The organism is Streptomyces sp. NPDC058678 (genome assembly GCF_042714835.1).
Classification (GTDB): Bacteria; Actinomycetota; Actinomycetes; order Streptomycetales; family Streptomycetaceae; genus Streptomyces.
Genome location: NZ_JBHXSG010000013.1, coordinates 66,736 through 88,397 on the forward strand (window position 1 = coordinate 66,736; position 21,662 = coordinate 88,397).

The 21,662-nt window shown below is 68.4% G+C and carries 14 protein-coding genes and 3 pseudogenes; 6 read left to right on the forward strand and 11 right to left on the reverse strand.

The features are described 5' to 3' along the window. Nucleotides 1-247 precede the first annotated feature (247 nt). The gene (locus ACFWWR_RS14860) at nucleotides 248-736 is read right to left on the reverse strand and encodes a MarR family winged helix-turn-helix transcriptional regulator (RefSeq protein WP_383870974.1); all 489 of its coding nucleotides are present in this window, start codon (nucleotides 734-736) and stop codon (nucleotides 248-250) included. Nucleotides 737-808: 72 nt separating this feature from the next. On the opposite strand from ACFWWR_RS14860, the gene ACFWWR_RS14865 reads away from it, so the two are divergent. Next, on the forward strand, nucleotides 809-1,600 hold the full coding sequence (locus ACFWWR_RS14865; protein WP_384303506.1) for an SDR family NAD(P)-dependent oxidoreductase: 792 nt from the start codon (nucleotides 809-811) through the stop codon (nucleotides 1,598-1,600). A gap of 446 nt (nucleotides 1,601-2,046) precedes the next feature. Here the strand turns inward: ACFWWR_RS14865 and grpE are convergent, their stop codons facing one another. From grpE to ACFWWR_RS14880, 3 genes are all read right to left on the reverse strand, one after another. Beyond that, entirely contained in the window at nucleotides 2,047-2,631 is a 585-nt protein-coding gene (gene grpE, locus ACFWWR_RS14870) for a nucleotide exchange factor GrpE (RefSeq protein WP_384303508.1), read from the reverse strand. Further along, nucleotides 2,628-4,511 (reverse strand): molecular chaperone DnaK, encoded by a 1,884-nt coding sequence (gene dnaK, locus ACFWWR_RS14875; protein ID WP_383870965.1) that lies wholly within the window; start codon nucleotides 4,509-4,511, stop codon nucleotides 2,628-2,630. The genes grpE and dnaK overlap by 4 nt, the downstream gene beginning before the upstream one ends. A gap of 242 nt (nucleotides 4,512-4,753) precedes the next feature. Beyond that, entirely contained in the window at nucleotides 4,754-5,239 is a 486-nt protein-coding gene (locus tag ACFWWR_RS14880; RefSeq protein WP_384303510.1) for a J domain-containing protein, read from the reverse strand. Between the two features lie 145 nt (nucleotides 5,240-5,384). On the opposite strand from ACFWWR_RS14880, the pseudogene ACFWWR_RS14885 reads away from it, so the two are divergent. Further along, nucleotides 5,385-5,600: pseudogene (locus tag ACFWWR_RS14885) on the forward strand (Hsp20/alpha crystallin family protein); the annotation flags it as partial. A 475-nt stretch (nucleotides 5,601-6,075) separates the two neighbouring features. On the opposite strand, the gene ACFWWR_RS14890 reads toward ACFWWR_RS14885, so the two are convergent. The 3 genes from ACFWWR_RS14890 to ACFWWR_RS14900 all read right to left on the reverse strand — a co-directional run bounded on the left by ACFWWR_RS14890 (nucleotide 6,076) and on the right by ACFWWR_RS14900 (nucleotide 11,114). Next, a complete protein-coding gene (locus ACFWWR_RS14890; RefSeq protein WP_384303512.1) occupies nucleotides 6,076-7,401 on the reverse strand; it encodes an MFS transporter in 1,326 nt (441 codons plus the stop codon). A 680-nt stretch (nucleotides 7,402-8,081) separates the two neighbouring features. Further along, a complete protein-coding gene (locus tag ACFWWR_RS14895; RefSeq protein WP_383870956.1) occupies nucleotides 8,082-9,191 on the reverse strand; it encodes a sugar ABC transporter substrate-binding protein in 1,110 nt (369 codons plus the stop codon). Nucleotides 9,192-10,757: 1,566 nt separating this feature from the next. Continuing rightward, nucleotides 10,758-11,114, reverse strand: coding sequence for a DUF6817 domain-containing protein (locus ACFWWR_RS14900; RefSeq protein WP_384303514.1), 357 nt, complete (start codon nucleotides 11,112-11,114; stop codon nucleotides 10,758-10,760). A 48-nt stretch (nucleotides 11,115-11,162) separates the two neighbouring features. On the opposite strand from ACFWWR_RS14900, the pseudogene ACFWWR_RS14905 reads away from it, so the two are divergent. Next, nucleotides 11,163-11,366: pseudogene (locus tag ACFWWR_RS14905) on the forward strand (LysR family transcriptional regulator); the annotation flags it as partial. Nucleotides 11,367-11,780: 414 nt separating this feature from the next. Here ACFWWR_RS14905 and ACFWWR_RS14910 read toward each other — a convergent pair. Further along, nucleotides 11,781-13,046, reverse strand: coding sequence for an MFS transporter (locus ACFWWR_RS14910; protein ID WP_383870950.1), 1,266 nt, complete (start codon nucleotides 13,044-13,046; stop codon nucleotides 11,781-11,783). A gap of 97 nt (nucleotides 13,047-13,143) precedes the next feature. Here ACFWWR_RS14910 and ACFWWR_RS14915 point away from each other — a divergent pair, with 97 nt between their 5' ends. The 3 genes and pseudogenes from ACFWWR_RS14915 to ACFWWR_RS14925 all read left to right on the forward strand — a co-directional run bounded on the left by ACFWWR_RS14915 (nucleotide 13,144) and on the right by ACFWWR_RS14925 (nucleotide 15,007). Next, the gene (locus tag ACFWWR_RS14915) at nucleotides 13,144-13,524 is read left to right on the forward strand and encodes an ArsR/SmtB family transcription factor (protein ID WP_383870947.1); all 381 of its coding nucleotides are present in this window, start codon (nucleotides 13,144-13,146) and stop codon (nucleotides 13,522-13,524) included. 294 nt (nucleotides 13,525-13,818) lie between these two features. Beyond that, nucleotides 13,819-14,271 (forward strand): annotated as a pseudogene (locus ACFWWR_RS14920) (hypothetical protein); the annotation flags it as partial. 61 nt (nucleotides 14,272-14,332) lie between these two features. Then, nucleotides 14,333-15,007 (forward strand): hypothetical protein, encoded by a 675-nt coding sequence (locus ACFWWR_RS14925; protein ID WP_384303516.1) that lies wholly within the window; start codon nucleotides 14,333-14,335, stop codon nucleotides 15,005-15,007. Nucleotides 15,008-15,391: 384 nt separating this feature from the next. Here the strand turns inward: ACFWWR_RS14925 and ACFWWR_RS14930 are convergent, their stop codons facing one another. From ACFWWR_RS14930 to ACFWWR_RS14940, 3 genes are all read right to left on the reverse strand, one after another. Then, nucleotides 15,392-16,066 carry a hypothetical protein gene (locus tag ACFWWR_RS14930; RefSeq protein WP_384303518.1) on the reverse strand — a complete coding sequence of 225 codons (675 nt, stop codon included), beginning with the start codon at nucleotides 16,064-16,066 and terminating at the stop codon, nucleotides 15,392-15,394. A 484-nt stretch (nucleotides 16,067-16,550) separates the two neighbouring features. Then, nucleotides 16,551-16,682, reverse strand: a complete 132-nt coding sequence (locus ACFWWR_RS14935) for a hypothetical protein (protein ID WP_383870941.1) — start codon at nucleotides 16,680-16,682, stop codon at nucleotides 16,551-16,553. 1,152 nt (nucleotides 16,683-17,834) lie between these two features. Next, nucleotides 17,835-21,287 (reverse strand): family 78 glycoside hydrolase catalytic domain, encoded by a 3,453-nt coding sequence (locus ACFWWR_RS14940; RefSeq protein ID WP_384303520.1) that lies wholly within the window; start codon nucleotides 21,285-21,287, stop codon nucleotides 17,835-17,837. Nucleotides 21,288-21,662: the final 375 nt, after the last annotated feature.

Genomic DNA, 21,662 nt, shown 5'->3' on the forward strand with positions numbered 1-21,662 from the left:
GAACCTCCCTCCGGCCGACCTCGTATGACCGAAGGGCTCTCCACGCGCAACTCGCCGACCGTTGGGGCCGGCCGGAGCGGCCGTGAAGACGCATCGGCGGAGAGCGCCGCGGCAGGTGTCGGCGGTGGGGAGCTCTGCACCTGCGGTGGCGCACGTGCGGTCGGCGGAGAGATGGTCTCCGGTCCTCCCGGTGGGGCACCTGGGAGGCCACCGCTTGCGGGTGACGTTCAGGCGACAGGCCGCTGGGTCAGTCCTCGCGAACCGTCTCGGCCACCCGGTCCAGCAGCGCCCGCAGCTGCGTGGTGTCCTCCGGGCCGAGACCACCGGTGATCTGCAGCTCGATGTCGGCGATCACTTTGTCGGCCGCGCGCAGCGCCTCCCGCCCGGCGTCGGTGAGGTGCAGCTCCTGCACGTGCCGGTGGCGCGGGTGCTCGCGTCTCTCCAACTGTCCGCGGCTTTCGAGGCGCGCCACCAGTGAGGCGACGGCCTGCGGGGTCACGTTGAGGCGGCGGGCCAGCTCGGCGCCGGTGAGCCCCGGGTCGGCGTGCACCGAGATCAGGAGTGTGTAGTGCGCGGCCGCCAGACCCAGCGGACGCAGCCGCTGCTCCTTGAGTGTCTGCACCGCCAGCTCCGCGCGGCGCAACGCCCACGTCACCCGGTCAAGGGCGTTGAGCCCGACGGGCTCCTCGTCGTCAAGAGCGTCAGGCCCGAGGGGCTCCTCGTTGTTTCGTATCACGCGAGAAGGATACGGCACTTCACAACCATCAAGCGTTTGACAGTAGCCCAGTGGTTGACGAACACTGGTCCCATGACTCGCCCCATTGCTCTGATCACTGGCGCCTCCTCCGGCATCGGCGCCTCTTACGCCCGACTCCTGGCAGACGACCACGACCTCATCCTCGTGGCACGACGCGCCGACCGGCTCGCCGACCTCGCCGAGGAACTCCGCGCCCATGGAGCGGCCGTCGAGGTACTGCCCGCCGACCTCATGGCCAACGACGGCATCGCCGCTGTCACCGACCGCCTGGCGGCCGGGGACGTACGCATGCTGATCAGTAACGCCGGCGCCGGCGGCTACGCCCCCCTCGCCGATGTCGAGTCGGCCGACATCGACCGTCTGCTCACTCTCAACGCCGTTGCCCCCATCCGGCTGGTCCACGCCGCGCTTCCCGCAATGCTCGCGGCAGGCGAGGGCACGATCGTCACCGTCGCCTCGCTCCTCGCCTTCAGCGCGGGCAGCACGGACCCGCGAGCGCCTCGGCGCACCCTGTATGTCGCCGCGAAGGCCGCCACCTTGGGCTTCACTCGCACCCTCGCCGGTGAACTCGCCGACACCCCGGTCCGCGTCCAGGTGGTGTGCCCCGGCGTCGTGGCAACGGACTGGAACAGTGGTGCCGGCCGCAGCATCCCCTGGGCGATGGCGCCCGAGGATGTGGCGTCGGCCAGCCTGGCCGGGTTGCGCCTCGGTGAGACCGTTTGCGCCCCCGGTCTGGAGGGGCAGGACTCCGCGCTGGACGACTTGCTCGCCGCGGAGGGCGCTTTTGTCGCGGGTGGCAGCCAGCCCGCGCTCGCGGCTCGCTATACGGATCCGCGAGCGTAGGGCAGTCATGGCCGGCGGGTAGGTGATCGTTTCCCGCCTGCCCGCCTGCCCGCCTGCCCGCCTGCCCGCCTGCCCGCCTGCCCGCCCTTTGGCGGCGGCGGCCCTTGGTCGAGAGGGCGGCCGGTTGCGTGGCCGTGGCGGGCGGTCCAGGTTGCGACACAACATCTCTTGGCTCTGAGTCATGAGATGCTTTCTGAAGATAACTCGTTTCCTTCTTGCTGTTGACCCGATCGGTACTCCAGACCTAGCTTGGCTCTAGTTCAAGAGTGGGAGAGCGGGCGGACCCACGGGCGTAGGCGACTTGCCGAGACAGCCTCCCGCCGTTCGGGCCCGTCCGCGGGCTGAAACGCGCTCCGCTTCCGCTTGCGTGGGGTACTCGCCGCGTCCCTGGACTGCGGACAGGAACGCGTCCCAGTCCGTGCGCATGGTGTCTTCCCTGAGGTGCGTTACGGTCCGGCTGGTGGTTCGGTGACCACCGCTTGAGCGGGCCGCAGGACGTGGTCACCGACGCGGTAGCCGGGGCGCAGGATGACGGCGCAGGTGGCCTGTTGGACATGGTCGGAGCGGGTACACGAGACGGCCTCGTGCCAGGCGGGGTCGAAAGGATCGCCTGCCGTTCCGAAAGACTCCAGCCCCAGGGCCACGAGTTCGGTTTCCAGCACTTCGGTGACGCGCTGGAAGCCTCCGGTGACTTCTCCCTGCCGGCGGGCCTGGTCGATGGCGTCGAGGACGGGGAGGAGACCGGTGAGCACGTTGGCCACGGCTGTCTCGCCCACCGCGCGGCGGTCGCGACTCACCCGCTTGCGGTAGTTGTCGTACTCGGACGTCACGCGCTGCAGGTCCGCTGTCCGCTCACGCAGCTGCGCCCGCAGGGCGTCGGCCTCGCCCACGGCCGCGTCGGCCTGTGGGGCGGGCTCGACGTCGCCGCGGCGACGTGGCTCCAGGCTGGTTCCCGGATCCCGCCTCCGGTTGTCCCGAACGATCGTCAGCGGGTGCTCGCCAGGACGGTGGGTGTCGCTCGGGCGGGTCATCCAGTGCCCTCCTGCCGCTTGTCGTCGTCGACGATTTCGGCGTCGACAACGTCCTCGTCCTGTCCGGCAGCGCCTGCCTCGCCACCGCCCGCGCCGCCGGCCGCGGCCTGCTGCCCTTGTGCCTGCGCATACATGGCGGTGCCGACCTTCTGAGCCGCCGCCATCACCTTCTCCGTGGCCTGCCGCAGGGCCACCGTGCTGTCGCTGTCGGCCGGCTGGGTCTTGAGGGTCTCCTTGAGTTCCGCGAGAGCGGCCTCCACTTCGTGCCTCACGTCCTGGGGGATCTTGTCGGCGTTGTCGGTGAGCAGCCGTTCGGTCTGGTAGGCGGCCTGCTCGGCCTGGTTGCGGGTCTCTGCCGCCTCGCGGCGGAGCCGGTCCTCCTCGGCGTGCTGTTCGGCCTCGCGCATCATGCGGTCGATGTCGTTCTTCGGCAGCGAGGAGCCGCCGGTGACCGTCATGCGCTGCTCCCTGCCGGTTCCGAGATCCTTCGCGGAGACGTGCATGATGCCGTTGGCGTCGATGTCGAAGGTCACCTCGATCTGCGGGATGCCTCGCGGAGCCGGCGGCAGACCGGTCAGCTCGAACATCCCGAGCTTCTTGTTGTACGCCGCGATCTCACGTTCGCCCTGGAACACCTGGATCTGCACGGACGGCTGGTTGTCCTCGGCCGTGGTGAAGACCTCCGACCGCTTCGTCGGGATGGTCGTGTTGCGCTCGATCAGCTTGGTCATGATGCCGCCCTTGGTCTCGATTCCCAGCGAGAGCGGCGTGACGTCCAGCAGCAGGACATCCTTGACCTCACCCTTGAGAACACCGGCCTGCAGCGCGGCGCCCACGGCCACGACCTCATCCGGGTTGACGCCCTTGTGCGGGTCCTTGCCGGTCAGCTCCCGCACCAGGTCGGTCACCGCCGGCATCCTCGTCGAGCCGCCGACCAGGATGACGTGATCGATGTCGGACACCTTGATCCCGGCGTCCTTGATGGCGTTGTGGAACGGGCCCTTGCACCGCTCCAGCAGGTCTGCGGTCATCTGCTGGAACTGGGCGCGGGTGAGCTTCTCGTCCAGGTGCAGCGGCCCTTCGGCGGACGCGGTGATGTACGGCAGGTTGATCGTCGTCTCGGACGACGACGACAGCTCGATCTTCGCCCGCTCGGCGGCCTCGCGCAGCCGCTGGACTGCCATCTTGTCCTTGGCCAGGTCGACGCCGTAATTGTTCTTGAACTGCGTGGCCAGGTGGTCGACCAGCCGCTGGTCCCAGTCGTCGCCGCCCAGGTGTGTATCGCCGTTGGTGGCCTTGACCTCGACCACCCCCTCTCCGATCTCCAGCAAAGAGACGTCGAACGTGCCGCCGCCCAGGTCGAAGACCAGGACGGTCTGGTCGCCCTCCTTGTCGAGGCCGTACGCCAGCGCGGCGGCCGTGGGTTCGTTGATGATCCGCAGGACCTTCAGCCCGGCGATCTCACCGGCCTCCTTGGTCGCGGTGCGCTGGGAGTCGTTGAAGTACGCCGGCACGGTGATCACCGCGTCCGTGACGTCCTCACCCAGGTACGCCTCCGCATCCCGCTTCAATTTCTGCAGCACCCGCGCAGAGATCTCCTGCGGCGTGTACCGCTTGCCGTCGATGCTCCCGCTCTCCGGGAACCGCCACTGCGCGTCACCCATGTGGCGCTTGACGGAGCGCACAGTGCGCTCCACGTTGGTGACGGCCTGGCGCTTGGCTACCTCACCGACCAGCACCTCACCACTCTTGGCGAAGGCCACAACCGACGGAGTGGTCCGTGCCCCTTCCGTATTGGTGACAACCGTGGCCTCTCCGGCCTCCAGCACGCTGACCACCGAGTTCGTAGTGCCGAGGTCGATTCCCACTGCTCGCGTCATGGTCCTCTCCTCCATCTGTGTCCCTCAGCCGGCGCCTGCAAGGGGACCACCCCTGGCCGTCCAAGGGCCGGGGCGCGTCCGCCCCGACACGCAGACGCACGCAGCGAACTCTTGTGAGTCCGGCCGTCCGCACCGGCCCGTGCGCCCCGGCGCAGGACCCGCGCGGGAATGCGAGAGGGCCGGTGGCGCCCCCGGCCCTCTCGGGTCTCCAGGCAGCGATGCCTGTGCAGTGGACCCGGCCGTCAACGCAGCCACGAATCCGCCTGCCGCAGCCACTGCTGCAGGACTCGCGTGACGAAGCCCTGGTCGTCCCACCTCGGCGGAAGAACCGTGAACCGGACCCCGACGCGCGCCGGCGCGGAAGAGAACAGCCCTCCCGAGGCGACCAGCGGGCTGGACCGCTGCTGCCCTGCCCGGCTGGGGGGTGCCGGTGGAGAGGTCCGCAGCCTTCGGGTGACACGGACGGTAACCGGGTGACCAGCGCCCGTACGCGGAGTAGGGCCGACCCGCCCGGTGTCGTATGCCGCGCGCCGGTTGGGATCGCCCAGCGTGTCGTAGGCGGCGAGGACGTCGGCGAGGTGATCCGCTGCTGCCGGGTCCGCCGGCCGGGCGTCCGGGTGCAGCAACCGCACGAGCCTGCGGTAGGCGGCTGTGATCTCCACGGCGGAGGCATCACGTGGGACGTCGAGGACCGCGTAGTGGTCGCGCCGCGGCCGCTGCCTGGGCATTGTCCTCACCTCCCCAGGCCACTTGAACCGCGTAAATCCTGGAAATCTCCTACCAAGAAGACATATAGTCTTGCCCGCATATTGTCAATATGCTCCGTTCGAGGTATATGGGTGATGGGAGAGGCTCGTAGAGGCGGCCGTGCGCCCCGCGCCAGAGGTGTCCCACTCGGAACTGGTCGCGGCCGAGCGGCCGTACGGGGTGTTCCGGCGGCAGCTGTTCCTCGGCGAGACCCTGGACGTGGAGCACATCGAGGCCAGTTACGACGCCGGGGTGCTGACGGTCAAGATCCCGGTTGCCGAGGAGGCGAAGCCCCGCAAGATCGAGATCAGTCACGCCGAGGAGAAGAGGCAACTCGACGGCTGCCGGCCAGGCGTCCGGCCCGTGGTCGGCCGGCATCGGTTGGCCACGGGCTTTCGATACACCGACGCCGTTCCTGTTCGCCGTTGCTTTCCTCGCCGCTGGCTGGCAACCGGGCAGCCGGTGCGGCCTGCGTGCGGGGAGCGAGCTGATACGCGCCCTCTGACCTGCTGTGTCAGGCCGGTCAGCTATCTGGATCGGTGTCACCCTGAACCCGCCGGTCACAACGGCGCGTATGCCCGCCAGATCCCCCGAACGGCGCAGAGAGTCGCTTGTGCTGAGCCCCGTGATGTCATGGCAGATCCACCGGGACCCGCGACCTGGCCGCACATCACAAGACGTCCGGAAAGCGCAACGCCACGGGGCCTCCTGCGAGACGGCCCGCCGCGTCCCGTGCGAGCAGTTCGCCGTCTGTACGAGCAGTCGTATCTGTCTCTTGAACGGGTTGCTGGGAGGGCGGGCCTCGGGTCTCAAGGGCCTACTTGCGACGGGGGAAGAGCGGGCCGGGCTTCGGCGGTGTGTCCTGCATGGCCGGAAGCGTCTTTCCAAGCCTCGAGAGCGGGGACAGAGCCATCACGACGGGGGACAGCATCATGCCTGCGGCCGTTGCCCAGAGACTGGTGCGCGGCCCCCACTCCTCGGCGAGGAATCCGCCGAGCAGGGAACCGAGTGGGGACATGCCCATGCCGACAAACGTGATCGTCGCGGCCGCGCGGCCTTGCATCGCGTCCGGAGTGACAGTCTGTCGGACGGCCATGACCGCCACATTCACCAACTGGCCGCCGGCCCCGAAGACGAAATTGACAGCAAGGAGCGCGAGAACGGTCACCGCAGAGGAGCCGTGCAGCGCGGGTACACACAAGAACGCGCCGTCGCCGAGCGCCGCCGCGGCCACGAGTACCGAGCCGTACTCGAACCGGTTCGGCAGGCGGGCGGCCAGCATGGAGCCCAGGAGCGCGCCCGGTCCCGTCGCCGCGAGTGCCAGCCCGACGGCGGTGCCGGACAGGTGCAGTTCCCGCGGCAGGAAGAGCAGATAGACGGTCATCACGGCCGCGAAGGAGAACTGGAAGGCGGCCGAGGCCAGGCACACGGCCCGCAGCGCGGTGTCGCTGACAACAAAACGGAGACCTTCGTGGATCCGCCGCCAGACCCGAGGGGGACGTTCCAGGCGCCCCGGGGTCGATTCGCTCCGACGGATTTGTCGGATTGACAGGAACGACAGCGCGAAGAACAGCGCGCTGGACGCGGCAGCGATCGGTGCCGACAGCAGCGACACCAACGCACCGCCGAGGGCGGGGCCGCCGATCTGAGCCGCGGACCGGCTGCTCTCCAGCGCGCTGTTGCCCCGCATCAGCTGATCGCGTTGCACCAGCCGTACGAGAGACGCCTGGTATGCCACGTCGAACAACACGGAAAGGGCCCCGACGACGAAGGCGATCATGAAAAGCCCGGACAGGCCGAGCCAGCCGAAGAGGCCGGCCACGGCGGCGGCACCCAGGGCGAGGGTCCGGCCGACGTCAGTCAGCACCATCACGGTGCGGGTCCGCCACCTGTCCACCCACGCGCCGACGAGGAGCGAGAGCAAAAGGATCGGCGCCTGACCCACGGCGCGCAGGACGCCCAGTTGGTCAGCACTGGCGTTGAGCGTCAGGACGGCGAAGAGTGGAAGAACCACCAGGCTTGTATGTTCGCCGAGTTGGGAGACTGTCTGCCCCACCCAGAGTCTGCGGAAGTCACCGTCCCGCCACAGACTTGACGGAACAGGCCGACCGGAGTCGGGTACAGCGGAGGAAGCGGACGGCACAGGGATCCCTTGAGTTGCCGACAACGAGGCCCGCTACCAGGCACACGCCAGGTGCGCCGACAGTTCAGGCAGGAGAAGGCTCGCTGTGCCGCAACATCAAGGGCAGCACGCGATGACTGGCCGATCACGGCCTACGACGTCAACGCGCGCTCGGGCGACCGACCATGTCTCCAACTCCTCGTGAACATTTGTTGGGGTCCTCGCTGCACCCGAACTTTAGCCAATGGTGACTCAACGAGAAAGGCAATTGTGGAGGCCCCTGGACAGGCGGTCAGATCCGTTTCGTCCGGACGGAACCCCCTCTGTCGTGTTCGACGATCCACTCCGGTGACTTGGGTGGACCGTGGCGACCGTGCTCCGCTTTCTTGGCCTGACGTTGCCGCACGGCTGCGATCGTCGCGTCGATGTGCCGCGAACCCCATGGCGTGCCATACCCGCGAGCTGTGCCGGAGAGCTCCACGACCAACGCGGCGCACGGCCCGAACGCAACGGCGGCGTACGTCGCATCCGTCAGGACATGGTGGCCACGCTGACGAACAGTCGGCAGAAGCCCTTCGAGGAGAACACGGTGGTCGGGATGGTCGACGCCGCCCCCGCGCCTGGCTGCCAGACGCATGACAGCTCGATGCGAGCAGCGTGCCGCTTCCACTGTCCCGGAGAGAATCCCTCGCCCCTGGGGACTACTTCTTCAGGCCCGCAGCCGCGCAGTCGGCCGCGAGTTCGGGCGTGCAGATGTCGGACAGTTTGTACATGCCGTCCCTGATGACCGTGTCCTTGATGTTGTCCTTGGTCAGGGCGACGACGGGCACGAGCTGTGCGGGGATGCCTTTTTGGGTGGGGCTGTCGACTCTGTCGCCTGTGAGGGCGTCGAACTGGATGTCCTTGCCCTGAGCCTTTGCCACGGCCATCTCCGCGCCGTTCTCGGCCTCCTGCGGGTACGGCTTGTACACGCTCATGTACTGCTCGCCGGTGACGATCCGCTGCACCGCCGAAAGCTCCGCGTCCTGCCCGGTGATCGGCGGCAGGTCGGTCACGCCTGCGGCCTTCAGCGCCTTGACGATGCTGCCCGCCAAGCCGTCGTTGGCGGCGTAGACGGCCTTGATGTTGTTCTTGCCGATCGCGTTGATCGCCTCGGTCATGTTCTTCTCGGCGTTCTGCGGCTTCCAGTCCTTGGTGTCGAACGACTTGGCGATCGTCACGTTGCCCTCGAGCACGAGCAGCGCGCCCGCTTTGAACTGCTGGGCGTTCGGGTCGGTGGGCGAGCCGTTCATCATGACGATCTTGTCGGAGGTGCCGGCGTCCTCGCCGAGAGCCTCCAGCAGCGAGCGGCCCTGCACCTCGCCGACGAGTTCGTTGTCGAAGGTGATGTACGCGTCGATCGGACCCTCGGCCAGCCGGTCGTAGGCGATGACCGGTACGCCGGCCTCCTTGGCCTTCCTCACCCCGCTGGCGATGGAGTGCGCGTCGACGGGGTCCAGCAGGATCACATCGACGCGCTCGTCGATCATCCGCTGCAGCTGTCGGGCTTGCTTGCCCGCGTCTGCCTCGGCGTTGGCGTACTCGACCCGGCCCTGGCCGTGCGTGAGGGACTCGACCTTCGCCTTGATGATGGGGAAGTGGAATTGCTCGTACTGGGGGTTCGACCTTTCCGGCAGCAGGAGCCCCACGGTGATGTCGTTGCCCTTGGTCGGGCTCGCGTCGTTGCTGCTCCCCGTCGCGTTGAGCGCGCCGCAGCCGACGAGCGAGACGGAGACCGCTGTGGCGGCCACGGATATGGCGATACGACGCATCGGGAAGCCCACTTCAGGTGCGATCCGGCGTGGGCACTGCTGTGCGGCCCACCTGACTGAACGGCCGGCGCGGAGGCGACCCTCAGCGTCGAGCGGAACTACCTTACGATATGAGAGATGGCATCTCGTATTCTGGTGCCCGAATCGCTCCGACTGCGACATCCCGACCAAGAACATCAGCAGGGACACTCCTGCCAGGCCCACGGCACGGCTGCGGTCAGCCGCAGCGTGACCGCAGCATCTGTCGACCGCGAGGGCCGGCGCCTCCTGTCCCCGGTGTCCTCGCTTGCGCTGTGACACCTGCGCAATCGTCGAGGCTTGCGGACGTTGTTGTCCCCTGCTCGCCTGCATGGTGCGCGCCTTGGGCGACGACGCGATTTTGTTCACCGAGCCCAACGCCTGTTGCGCCGCCCGTCTCGCGTCAGAGCGTGCACCGTCCTGCTGGCCAGGGGCCGGTGGAGGCGGCCGATTCGGGAGACGCACACGGAGTTGTCGGCGCGGGAGGGGCGGCCGGTGCGCGGGCAGTCGGCTTGGCACCCAGAGGGCGCGACGCGCTGACGTACGCTCGTGCCCCCCAAGCCCAGCGTCCGCCAAAGACGGACCGGGGCAGCGGCTGGCTTGGTGGAGTTGCTGCGGTCGCAACGGGTCGCTCTGCGCGCGTTCGCGGGCCCACCGACCAGTTGAAGTGCCGCCCGCGCAAGTACCGACCGAACGGATCCGTACGGTGGTCCACGATCACGGAGTCGGGCCGGTGGCGGCTGCATCTGACCCAGCAGCAGACGGAGCCGCTCGTGTACGGGTTCTGGCGGCACCGGCTCACCGGCTCACCGGGTCGGCGGGTGAGGCCAACCGCTTCGCCCGCGAGTCCGGCATCATCCACCGCCCGGCCGTCGCGGATGCCAGCCGGCCCACTCCCACTTGATCGTGAGCAGCGCGGCCCCGGTAGTGCGGCCCGCGCCGCACCACCGGGGCCGCTGTGCAGCCGGGGATTGCAAACGGCTACCACGAGGAGCGGATCCAGCACCGCGTAAGCACCTGGGCCAGCTCCAGCACCGAGCGGATAGCGGATAGTGGTGGCCGCATCGTCGGCGGGCCGCTTCTCGGCGGAGTTCTGTACACGGGCGGGGACTTGGCGTACCGCAGGGTCCGCTATGATTGATCTTGAGCTGGCCGCCAGGACTCCTGGTGGCCGTCGATGCGTCGGTGGTCCAAGGAAAGACGTCCCGCTTCCTGCGGGGAGATGCAGGTGCAAGGCCTGCCCGGCGCTCTGGCAGGAGCCCCATCCCGCGTTGTACGGGGTGGGGCTCCGGCGTTTGCGGGGGTCAGCACCCTGTTCGTGACGTCATGCGCAAGGGTTCTGCGGCCTGCTCGGTCACGCGGGCCGCGATCCATGGATCTTCCCAGCGGCCGTCCCCAGAGAGGCCGGGGATGCAACCATTCCTTTCAGAGCTGGCCCCCCGGAAGCCGACCGCGCGCTTGAGGCCATGGCCGCAGGCACTGACCACGGATCTGCCAGTGATCAATCGTCAGGGGGTTGCCAGTTGGGTCGGTCCTCCTTGGATCTGCTCAGTCCTGCGGAGCCGCGGCAAGCACCGTGTGGCAGTCCGACCAGGCGGGTTGGCTCAGCAGGGGTCGGAATCGGGTGAACAGGGCGAGGAGTTCGGCTCCCCACTTCTCGCGGAAGGTGGGGTCTGTGCGGGCAAGGTCGAGTTCGTTGGCCGCGGACAGTTCGGCGAAGTCTCGTCGAAGTTGCGGCCCTGGAGTGTGGAGACAGGCGGTGAACCGATTCCGGAAGAGCCCGTCGGCCTCCGCGAGCGTCGGATAGGTGGCCTTCCGGTCACAGGATGCGTAGAGATACACGATGGCTTCAGGCTCAGCACCGATCATGTCTGCGAGTTCGGTGCGGCTGTCCGCGGTCAGCAAGGCGGTGGGGGAAGCCGTCGGTGCCGTAGAAGGCGTGACACAGGCCCGCGACACGCCGTCGTGCCGGTCCTGCCTGGCTGGGAGGTACCCGGCGATGGTCCTCTCCGCCTCGTTGCTGTCCCCGGTCTGCCCCCGCTCGCGGTCGGCTGGGCTGTCCGCCGCTGGGACGCTCTCACCCCACTCGCCCGGGCCTTCGCCGACACCGTCGCCCGCAGTTGTAAGGAGAAGGCCGCCCACACACAGCCCACGTAGCACGTCTCCCGGGCAGCGCTGATCAGCAGGCTCGACCATGAGCCTGTGCGCAACCCTGCCTCTGTCCGGCGGTTGGGGGAGAGGCGGCACCGCTCCCCGGCGAACCCTCGTGCGACGTGCGGGTGGTGTCCCGGCGAGCACTCCGGTGCTGTTCTGCGGCCTGGACGGGGAGCGAGCACGTCGAATGTCGGACCAGTGCCGGATCAGCTTCACCGTCAATCCGGGCTTGCGGGCCGCCTCTCCGATACCTCAGAACGTGTCGTGACCTCCGTGCAGGCGCTCCACCCTCGGGTCTCCCACCGGGGGAGAGTTCAACAGGCCGTTGCCTTCGGTCTGGTTGTAGGTGTAACCATCATGCGCGGGTACGGCCGCCGGGCCGGACTCCCGGAGTGCCGCATCCGGCGCCGGGCCGCGTCAGGCGGGCTCCGGCACCCGGCGCCGACTGGCGACGACCACGAGGCCGCCGATGACCGCGAGGCTCATGAGGGCGGTGGCGAAGATGGTCGCTCCTGTGGTCAGTCCGACGGCGTCGCTGAGGTAGCCGGCCGACACCGGCAGGATGCCCGCCGGGACGTAACCGCCCACGTTGAGCGCCGCGTTGGCCTCGGCCAGCTGCTGCGGTGGGACGGTGGAGTTGAGTAGTGACAAGCCGCCGAGCTGGCCCATGCCCTGTCCGGCACCGGCCAGCAGCGTGGAGACGATGAGCACCGGAACCGACGACATGTGCACGGCGATGATGAGCGTCACCATGCTGACGGTGGTGCTGACCGCCCCAGCGGTCAGGATGGTGCGCCGGCCCAGTTTCTGGACCGCGAACTGCACGCCGGTGGCGGCGAGGAACATGACGAACGCCATGGCGCCTGCGACGATCCGGCTGGTGGTGCCGAGCAGGCCGGACAGCAGAGAGGGGCCGAGCGAGAGCACGAACGAGGTCGCGGTGATGCCGGGCGCGAACACGGCGATGCCCAGGACCAGTTGCCTGCCGGTGCCGTGCGGTACACCGGGTACGCGCACCCAGGCACCGTTCGGGCGCGCGGCGGGACGCCGTACGGGCATGCGCAGCACGATGAGGATCGCGGTGGCCAGCAGAACGATCTCGACGACGAAGACGCCGACGGTCGGCGCGGGCAGGGTCTCGGAGAGGATGCCCGCGAGCAGCGGGCCCAGCCCGGCACCGAAGACCATCGCGCACGAGGCGAGCAGGGCGGCGAGCCGCCTGCGGTGCCGGCCTGCCACGTCTGTCACGGCCGCCATGCCCGCTGAGACGACGGCGCCGACCGCGATACCGGTGAAGAGCCGGGCCACGACGAGCGCGGCCACCGTTGACGCGGTCGCGAAGATCACGCACGCCGCCACGGCGAGGGCGAGCGCGGGCAGCAGGACGGGCTTGCGCCCCAGCCGGTCGGACACGACGCCGGAGACGAGCAGGGAGCCGAGCAGCCCGACGATGTAGCTGGCGAAGATCACGGTCAGGGTGCCCCTGGAGAACCCGATGTCGCGCTGCCACAGCACATACAGGGGGGTTGCCGCGTTGGACAGGATGAAGACCGCGGTCACCGGCCACGCGGCCAGCCACACCCACCAGGTGGGAGTCAGGGAGGCGCTCACCTCCGCCCGTTCGCTCGCTGCGGGCCGCTGCTGTTCGCTCACCGCCTTCGGCACCGTTCGGCTCTCCGACATGGCCGCTCCTTCCGGGACGCTCAGTACGAGTTGAGTCGAACTTAACATGCAGTACGATTGAAGTCGTACATAGGATTTGGGTTATGGGGAGCTGCTCATGTCTTCGACGGTGAGTCCGATGCCGGTCATCAAGGTGCTGCCGGAGCCCGTGGGGTTGCCCGAGCCGCTGCCCGAGCCGGCAGTCGAGAACCTGCGCCTGGAGACGGTGCTGGGTGCGCTGAGCGATCCGCTGCGCCTGCGCATCGTGCGCAAACTCCTCCTGGAATCGGAGCGGTTCGACCATCCCTGCGGCTGGTTCGGCCTCGACCGCCCCAAGTCCTCCCTCACCCACCACTTCAAGGCCCTGCGCGAGGCGGGCATCACCCGCCAGCGCCAGTACGGCCTGGAACGCCGCAGCCACGTCCGGGTCGGCGACCTCAACGCCCGTTTTCCCGGCCTCCTGGACCTGGTGGCCGCATGGACTCCGGACTCACAGTGAGCTGACGCGGAGGGGGTGCGGGCGTGGGCACGGTCCGCGACGCCGTACCAGGGCGCCCGTGTCTGTCCTCCCGTCGAGCTTGTGACACGATCTTGTGAGGTGGGCTGGTCAGGCGTGAGGTGTGACCATTCCCCCCGTCCGGGAGGGCGTGAGTGCTCGGCCGTTGATACGGGCATCCGGGACGCGGCGCGCGGCTCCGGTGCCGGGTCCAGGGTCGACCACCTGCTGCCTATCGCCACGGCGCACCCTCTCGACCGTCACCTGCTGGTCTGACAGAAGAGCTTCGACCGGTTCGGTGCCGAGCGCGTCGCGGGGACCGGGATGCCGGAGACCCACCGCGCCCGCCACGTCCTGCGGGACACCGGACGTGCCCCGGACATTGCACCGTACGAAGTGGACCGCGTCGTGAAGTCGGTTCCGCACATCCGTGCCTGCGGCATCCGGGCCGCACGCGCCGAGCTGCCCGAGCTGAAGCAACCGGCCACCGGGCCGGTTCGGGTTGATGTCCGAACGTGCCGTGGGCCTGGACGCACTGCCCCGGAGCATGGCCCCGCCCCGTGCGGCGTCAGCCTCAGCCACACCACTCCGCTCGACCGGCTGGGCACGAGCCGGCGACCGAGCCGTACTCCGCTGCAGGCGCCGGAGGCGTTGCAGCAGGTTCAGGAAGCCGACCGGGTTTGGCTGCAACGAAGTTGCGCTGCGGTATGTGTGCCTTCGCACGCCCCGCGTCATCCGTACCCCGCGTGATGAGCCGCCGGACCGGTGGGGCAGCATCGGCTCAGCCGATTCCCGAACGTGAGGAGCCGTCATGAGCTCAACCCGCGGTACCACTGCTTGCCTGGTGCTCGCCTGCCTGCTGCTGGCGGGTTGCTCGCCGGCCGCGCTCGGCGGCTCGGTCGTGTCCGGGACCGGGAGACCGGCGGGGGGTCCCTCGGAGGTGGCGGCATCGGGCGCAACCACCGGATCACACATCGCGGTTGGAGCCGGCCCGCAGAAGACGTACACGGTGCAGCAGCAACCGGCCGCGGGCAGCTGCCACTACCGCTACGAGCACGGGGAGCCGTTGGAGGATGTGACGTGCACGCCCGGCGCGATCTCCCCTGCGGTCACCCAGTCGAACCTCGCGTCGACGATCTGCCGTAAGGGCGGCTACACCTCCGGCATCCGCCCGTCCACCTCGGTCACCGGCAAGGAGAAAAAACTCAACGCCGCCTCCTACGGCTACACCGGCCGCATGGGGGATGCCGAGTACGACCACTTGATCAGCCTGCAGCTCGGCGGCGACCCCAACGACTACCGCAACCTGTGGGTGGAGCCCGCCGACCCCGGCCACCGGTCAGGGGCCGGCGTCAACAACAAGAAGGACCCGGTGGAGACGAAGCTGCACACCGCGGTCTGCAAAGGCACCGTCTCCCTCGCCGCCGCGCAGAAGACCATCGTCACCGACTGGACCACGGCCCTGAGTGTCCTCCACCTCGCCTGAAAGGAATGGCCGGGGACTGCCGACAGCCGCGCAACGGCCGGCGCGTTCTGGCGGGCCCTCGCTCCTCGCCACCGCGCAAAAGAGGCGCCGGCCGCCCGATACGCAGCGGCCACCCGCGCCTGGAAAGCCGGTGGCGCGGGCGGCCGGTGCCGGCATCACAGCATCGACCCTGTACGACGGAGCAGCGCTGGTGACGTACGACGACGTGCCCTTCTATGGCGAGGAAGCCGTTCACGGAGAACGACGGGTTGCGCACGCCCAAGACGGCGTTGGCGCTCGCTGCTGACTTCTTCGGAGTGTTGTCCGGGGTGACGTGGGTGCTCCCTGCGGTCGGCCGGTGGTATGCGGTACGCGCAGGGTGGCGGAATGACCGCGGGGGTCGGCTCAGTCGGTGGTGGCGGAGGGCAGGTCCCAGCCTTCCCAGCGCAGGAGCCGGCCGGTGCCGGCCTTGGCCTCGACACCGTGGTCGGTCATCTCGAACTCACCGAAGTCCAGGACGAACAGGGCCGGATCACCGGGCGCGAACCCGACATCGATCGGCCGGTGCAGGTCGGGCTCGGACGGCAGGCTACGGGTGGACCAGCCGTCCGGGTCGACCATCAGCAGGTGTCGGCCGAGTTTCGGTCCGCCCGGCGGGAGAGTCATCGGGGCCTCGTCGCCGAACAGCGTGATCACCAGCTGTCCGGCGAGCGGGGAGCTCGGTGGGGCTACGGCGAACTTGGTCGCCGCGACGTGTGCCTCGAAGTCGAGCACAGCTCGCTCCGGGGGCGGCAGCTGGTCGTGGTTGGCGAGCAGGAACGTCGGCTGGGGGCCGCGCTGTGGCTTGAACTTGGGGTCGGTCACTGGGATCCCGCCGATGAAGTCCGGCCAGCCGTACCATGCTCCCTCGCGGACTTCGAACAGCAGGTCGGGCGCGTCGCCGATGGGGCGACTGCCCCGGTCGTCCGCTCCCTGGTCCACCGCGAGGGGCCGGCCGTCCGGCAGGAATCCGAGCCCGAAGGCGTTGCGCATACCCCAGGCCACCAGTTCCAGGTTGGCGCCATCGAGGTCGCAGCGCATGACGGCCGCAGAGCAGGGCAGTTCGGCTCCGATCTGCTGACCGGGGCGGGTGGCGGTGCCGGAAGGGGACGAATGCGCCGGTGACAGCCTGCGCGCCGGGTGGGCTGGTCAGCGGGTCGCGGGTGGTGACGTTGACGCCGGTCAGCTCTATGTCGAGACCGGGAATGTCGTACGAATGCGGGAGCCGGCCCAGCCAGCCGAGTTCGTAGGCGTCCAGTCCGATGATCCCCAGGTTGGACATCGCTCCCTGAGCGAAGTACAGCTTGTCGTCGGGGCCCGCCACCGCCATGTCGACGTGATAGTTGCCGGGCCTGGGCAGGCCGTCGACTATGACGGTGCGCTGCCCGTCGGGACCGATACGGGTGATCTGGCCGGCACCGCCCTCGGACACGTACAGGCAGCCCTGGTGCCACAGAAGCCCGGTCACCGGCGGGGCCAACTGGTCGGCGATGAGCCGACGGTCGGCGCCGTCCTTGCCGAGATATCAGATCCGGCCGCCCGGTGCGGCACCGCCGAACGGCAGGCCCGACTCGGCCAGATACACCCCGTGGTCGTCGTCGAAGGCCAGGCTGGTCGGGAAATCCAGCCCGTCGGCCACTGCGGAGGGTGAAGACATGAAGGCTCCTCAAAGGCGGGTCGTTAAACGAACGGTGTAACGGGGCGGTTGATGGTTCCTTGCGGGCTGCGGAGAGACGGCCGGTCGAAGGTGAAGTCAAAGGCGTTCAGGGCCTCTATGGACAGAACAACCAGCTCCCGGACCCATGGCAGCCGGATTGATTCGGCTACTGCTCCAGGTGTCCAGCAACTTCAGTTGCAGCATGCATCGCCGTGCCGTGCCAGCAGCACTGCGAGGAAGGCGAAGAAATGGCCAGGTCCGCCCACCGGGAGAGCAGGCCCGCGACGGGAGACATGTCATGAAGTCGGTGTCGGCGTTGGAGCGGAGTGTATTGGGGGAAGCGTGGTGGCACGCGGGCGGTGGTACCAGCGAAGAGGTCTCGGAGCTCGTGGCTTGAGCTCCGGACCGACTGCGAGCCGGGGTTTGCCTTTGAGTCGGTCGCCGGTCCAGTCCCGGCCACGAACCCCATGCGACTTCGTGCTGTTGAGAGTCGTACGTGGTTGAGTGATGCGCCGCGCTTCACCGTTCCTCTGCCGCGTCAGTCGTCCGCCGGGCAGAGGTCAGCTTGCGTTGATACGCCAGGAGTCCGAACAATTCGCCCGTCGGCGGCAGATGCGTCGCACAGCCAGGGCGCGGAAGGGGACCTCGAAGCCGTCTCCGTTCTGGCGGAACCCGTAGAAGACTCGCCCGGCGGATCGGCCGCGCCGAACGTGGACTCCCTGCTCGCCGCGCTCGAAGCGCCTTGGGGAGTCACCCCCACTCAAGTTCTCCTGGGCCGGTGGGTCAGGTGTGGGGGCACGGCTTGGTGATGACGGGTCAGGTCGCGGCATGCTCCTGACCGTCCGCAGCGGCGCCGCCCCGGCCACCGGTCGTCCGAGTTCAAGGACCTGATCCCTGCCAGCCGCCATGTGAGGCCTGAGAGGCTCTGGCAAAGGGTTGGTGTGGCTGGTGCGGTGCCAAGTCTCCGGTGGACGTCTCGCCGGCTGCCGTGTCGCAGCAGGGCAGGCAGGCCTCTTCGGATCGCGCCCAGATCTCGTGAAGCCGCACTCTCCTGCCGGCCGGGACCAGAGCCGGCAGGAGAGCGATGTCAGCGACAGCAGCCGCTGTACCGGCTGCGATCGTGGTTCAGCATGCAGAGCAAGGCGGACGCATTCACAGGCCCTGTTCGATGCGGCCGATGAGCGCTTGCACCGCCGCTCCCTGGGCGGCTGTCAGTGTTCCCTTGTCCACCTGCTGAGCGGACCAGTCACCGATGTCGCTCAGACGTGCCCGCGCCCGGTTCAGGTGTTCGTCGATGCTCCTCGCACCACCCGCCACGTAAGTGGTCCGAGCGGCGTTGACGGAGGTCTGTACCTGCCGGGCCTTCTCGCGTGGCGTCGGCGCACCCGGAGCGTCAAGGCTCGTCACCAGAGCACGCAGCTCTCCTGCCGCCACAGTGGCCTCGCCGAGGCCGCCGAGGACAGTGTCGACGCCGAAGCTGTACGACCCCGACCCGACCTCGAACACGGCCGCCCCGTCCTCCATCCGGAGGAATCGAACACCCTTGGCGCCGTCAGCTGGTCGGCCGCCCTCGGTGACCGCCCAACGCGTCGTCGCCGGGACGTGGACCTCCGCGACGGTGTTGACCGGGACCGTCACCTTCAGGTCGAGAGCGCCGTTGTCGGTGCTCCACCGCGACGACAGAAGCCCGTACACGGTCTTGAGACTGCCCGAGCCTTCCGTCAGGGTTCCGCCAGGCACCGGCGCGATCCGGGAGCGCTTGTAGCCGGGTTCGATCGCGGAGAGGCCGCCGATGTTCTGGAACATCCAGTCACCCACGGCGCCGTAGGCGTAGTGGTTGAAGGAGTTCATGTCGACGGGGCCGAAACTGCCGTCAGGCATGATCGAGTTCCAGCGCTCCCAGACGGTGGTGGCGCCGCTGACGACCTCGTAGCCCCAGGACGGGTAGTCCTTGTGCAGCAGCATCTTGTAGGCCAGGTCGTCCCGGCCGATCTTGCTCAAGGCGGGCAGCAGCAGCGGCGTGCCGATGAAGCCGGTCCTGAGGTGGTAGTCGGTGAGCGCCAGTTTGGCCACGAACTTCTCGCCGACCTTCTCGACCAGTGCCGGGTCGGAGACGAGGTCCATGCCGAGGGCCATCGCGTATCCGGTCTGCGAGTTGCGCTTGACGGTGCCGTCAGCCGCGACGTAGGCCTTGGTGAAGGCGGTGCGGATGTCGGCGGAGAGCTTGCCGTACTCGGACGCCGCCGCGTCGTCGCCGAGGGCCTTGGCCACCTCGGCCATCATGCGGGCGTTCTCGGCGTAGTAGGCCGTGCCCAGGATGCCCTGCTCGGTCGGGTCGTCCAGATGCAGCCAGTCGTCGGTGAAGAAGGTGGTGCGGCCGGGCTCGAGAAGGTCCGGTCCGGCGCTGTCGCGCACGAACTGGAAGAACTTCTGCATCGCGGCGTAGTTCTCCCGCAGGATGCGGGTGTCGTCGTAGGAGCGCCACACGGAATACGGCACGGTGATCAACACGTCCGACCACCCGACACCGCTGTCGCCGAACTGCCCCTGCGGGGTCGGTACGACCGCGGGCAGGTCACCGTTGGCGTACTGGGAGTTGCGCACGTCCGCCATCCAGTGGGACAGGAACGCCCGGGTGTCGACGAGGTAGTTGGCCGTCGGCGCGAACAGGCTGATGTCGCCCGTCCACCCCAGGCGCTCGTCGCGGGCGGGGGTGTCGGTGGGAATGGAGAGGAAGTTGCCGCGCTGGCTCCAGGAGATGTTGCTCGCCAGTTGGTTGAGCATGGTGTCCGAGGTCTTCAGCGTGCCGGTGGACGGGAGGTCGGAACCCCACACGACACCCTTGACGTCGGACAGGGCGGGAGGTTCGTTCAGTCCGGTGATCTCGATGTAGCGGAACCCGTGCTGGGTGAAGGTGGGCTCGTAGGTCACCGTTCCGGTCTCGGCGAACACGTAGCGGTCGGTGACCTTGGCACTGCGGAAGTTGTCGGTGTAGAGGGTGCCGTCATTGTTGAGCACCTCCGCGTAGCGGATCTTGGCAGTCTGGCCGGCGGAGCCGGTCAGTGTCAGCCGGGGCACGCCGACCATGTTCTGGCCGAGGTCGTAGACGTAGGTCCCGGTGGTGGGCTCGGTCATCTTCTGTGCCTCGAGCACCTGGGTCCGGCGCACGGGCTCGTCGCTCTGCGGGACCAGGAGGGCGGTCCGGGACTCCACGCTCGTGGTGGGCTCCCACGTCGCGTCGTCGAATCCCGGCCGGCTCCAGCCCGACGGCTTCAGACGGGCGTCGTAGGTCTCGCCGTCCTGAAGGTCGGCCTTGACGTAGGGGCCGTCCGCCGCCTTCCACGAACCGTCCGTGGCGATCCAGTCGACCGACCCGTCGGTGTAGGTGATGCGCATCCTGGCCACGAGAGCGGGGGTGTCCCCGTACTGGCGGGTCCAGCCGATTCCGACCTTGCCGGCCCACCAGCCGTCCGCCAGGGATGCGCCGATCGCGTTGTCGCCGCCCTGGAGCAGCTTCGTCACGTCGTAAGTCTGGGACTGGATGCGCTTGTGGTAGTTCGTCCAGCCCGGGGCAAGTACCTGGTCGCCGACGGGCTTTCCGTTGATCTCCAGCTGGTAGATGCCGAGTGCCGACGCGTAGACCCGCGCCGAGGCGACCTTCTTGCCGGCCTTGGTCGCGAAGTCCTTGCGCAGCAACGGCATCGGCCGGGTCGCGGGTGCGTACAGGGCATCCGTGGTGCCGGACACCGCGAGGGCGGAGTCGGTGATCTCACCGCCGGTGAAGGGGTTTCGCCCGGATGCGAAGTCGGTGTCGAGGAGAGTGTCGCCATCGGTGTTCGTCACGACGGCGTCGTAGACCGTTCCCCGTTCGCCGCAGCAAGCGTGCGTGCGGAAGCCGACGTAGCCCTTGGAGAACGTGGAGTCCGTGAAGGTGTTGACCAGCTTGCCGTCGAGGGTCGTGGTGATGGTGGTGCCCGCCACGTCGTAGCGGACGGTGTGCCGGCCGGCGAGGAGATCTGCCTTGGTGAAGCCGTAGGGCGCGAGATCCACCCGCTGCACCACGGTGTAGTTGCCCTTGACCTGCTTGTGCAGGTTCAGCATCGGGGTCGAGTCCGTGACGCTGAACTGCCACATGTACCCGTTGCTCACGTCGGAGGCACGCAGGAACATGCCGAAGGCGGCGCTGTCGAGCTTGAACTCGACCGTGGCGGTGTAGTCGGTCCACCTGTCCAGCTCACTGGCCCCCTCGGGACGAGCGATCCACTCTGCACCGTCCCAGTCGCCGGCAGCCAGCAGACCTGTCTCGAAGTACGCGTCCGCGCTCCACGGACTTGCGACTCCCTTGTCGTCCCAGGCCCGAACGCGCCAGGAGTAACGGGTGGCCGACTCCAGGCCGGGACCGCCGTACTTGACGTCGACCTGGCGGCCGGAAGCCACCTTCCCGGACGACCACACGTCGGCAGCCCTCGGCGTGCGTCCCACCTGGATCTCGTAGGCCTTCTGCGATGTCGCCCGGCGGTTCGACGCCAACTGCCAGCCGAAGGCCGGATCCTCACCACCGATGCCCAGCGGGTTCACCCGGCCATTGGTGGTCAGAGCCTTCACGGTGAACGGCGCGTCCGAAACCGACGCTGCGGGGGACAGGGACGCCGGCCGGACAGTCAGGCTTCCGAGTACGGCACACATGACGAAGCCTCTGAGGAGCGGGAACCAAAGCGTGCGTTTGCGGAGCACGGCATCTCCAGGTATTGAATCGTTTCAAAGCGTGGGGTTACCGGACACTCCCATGTGGCGAGCGACACGTCAATAAGCGGAACGCAGGCTCTTGGGTAGTTCTGCGGTCGCTGAGACGGCGTCAGAGGGTGCTCTGCTCAGGTGAGTTGCGGCTGACAGATTGTGCTTGGTCGGGAAGTTTCTGACGATTACCTAGTCGCTTCGCGAGGTTCGAGATCATCGCGAGACGGATCATGCTCTTGCGCG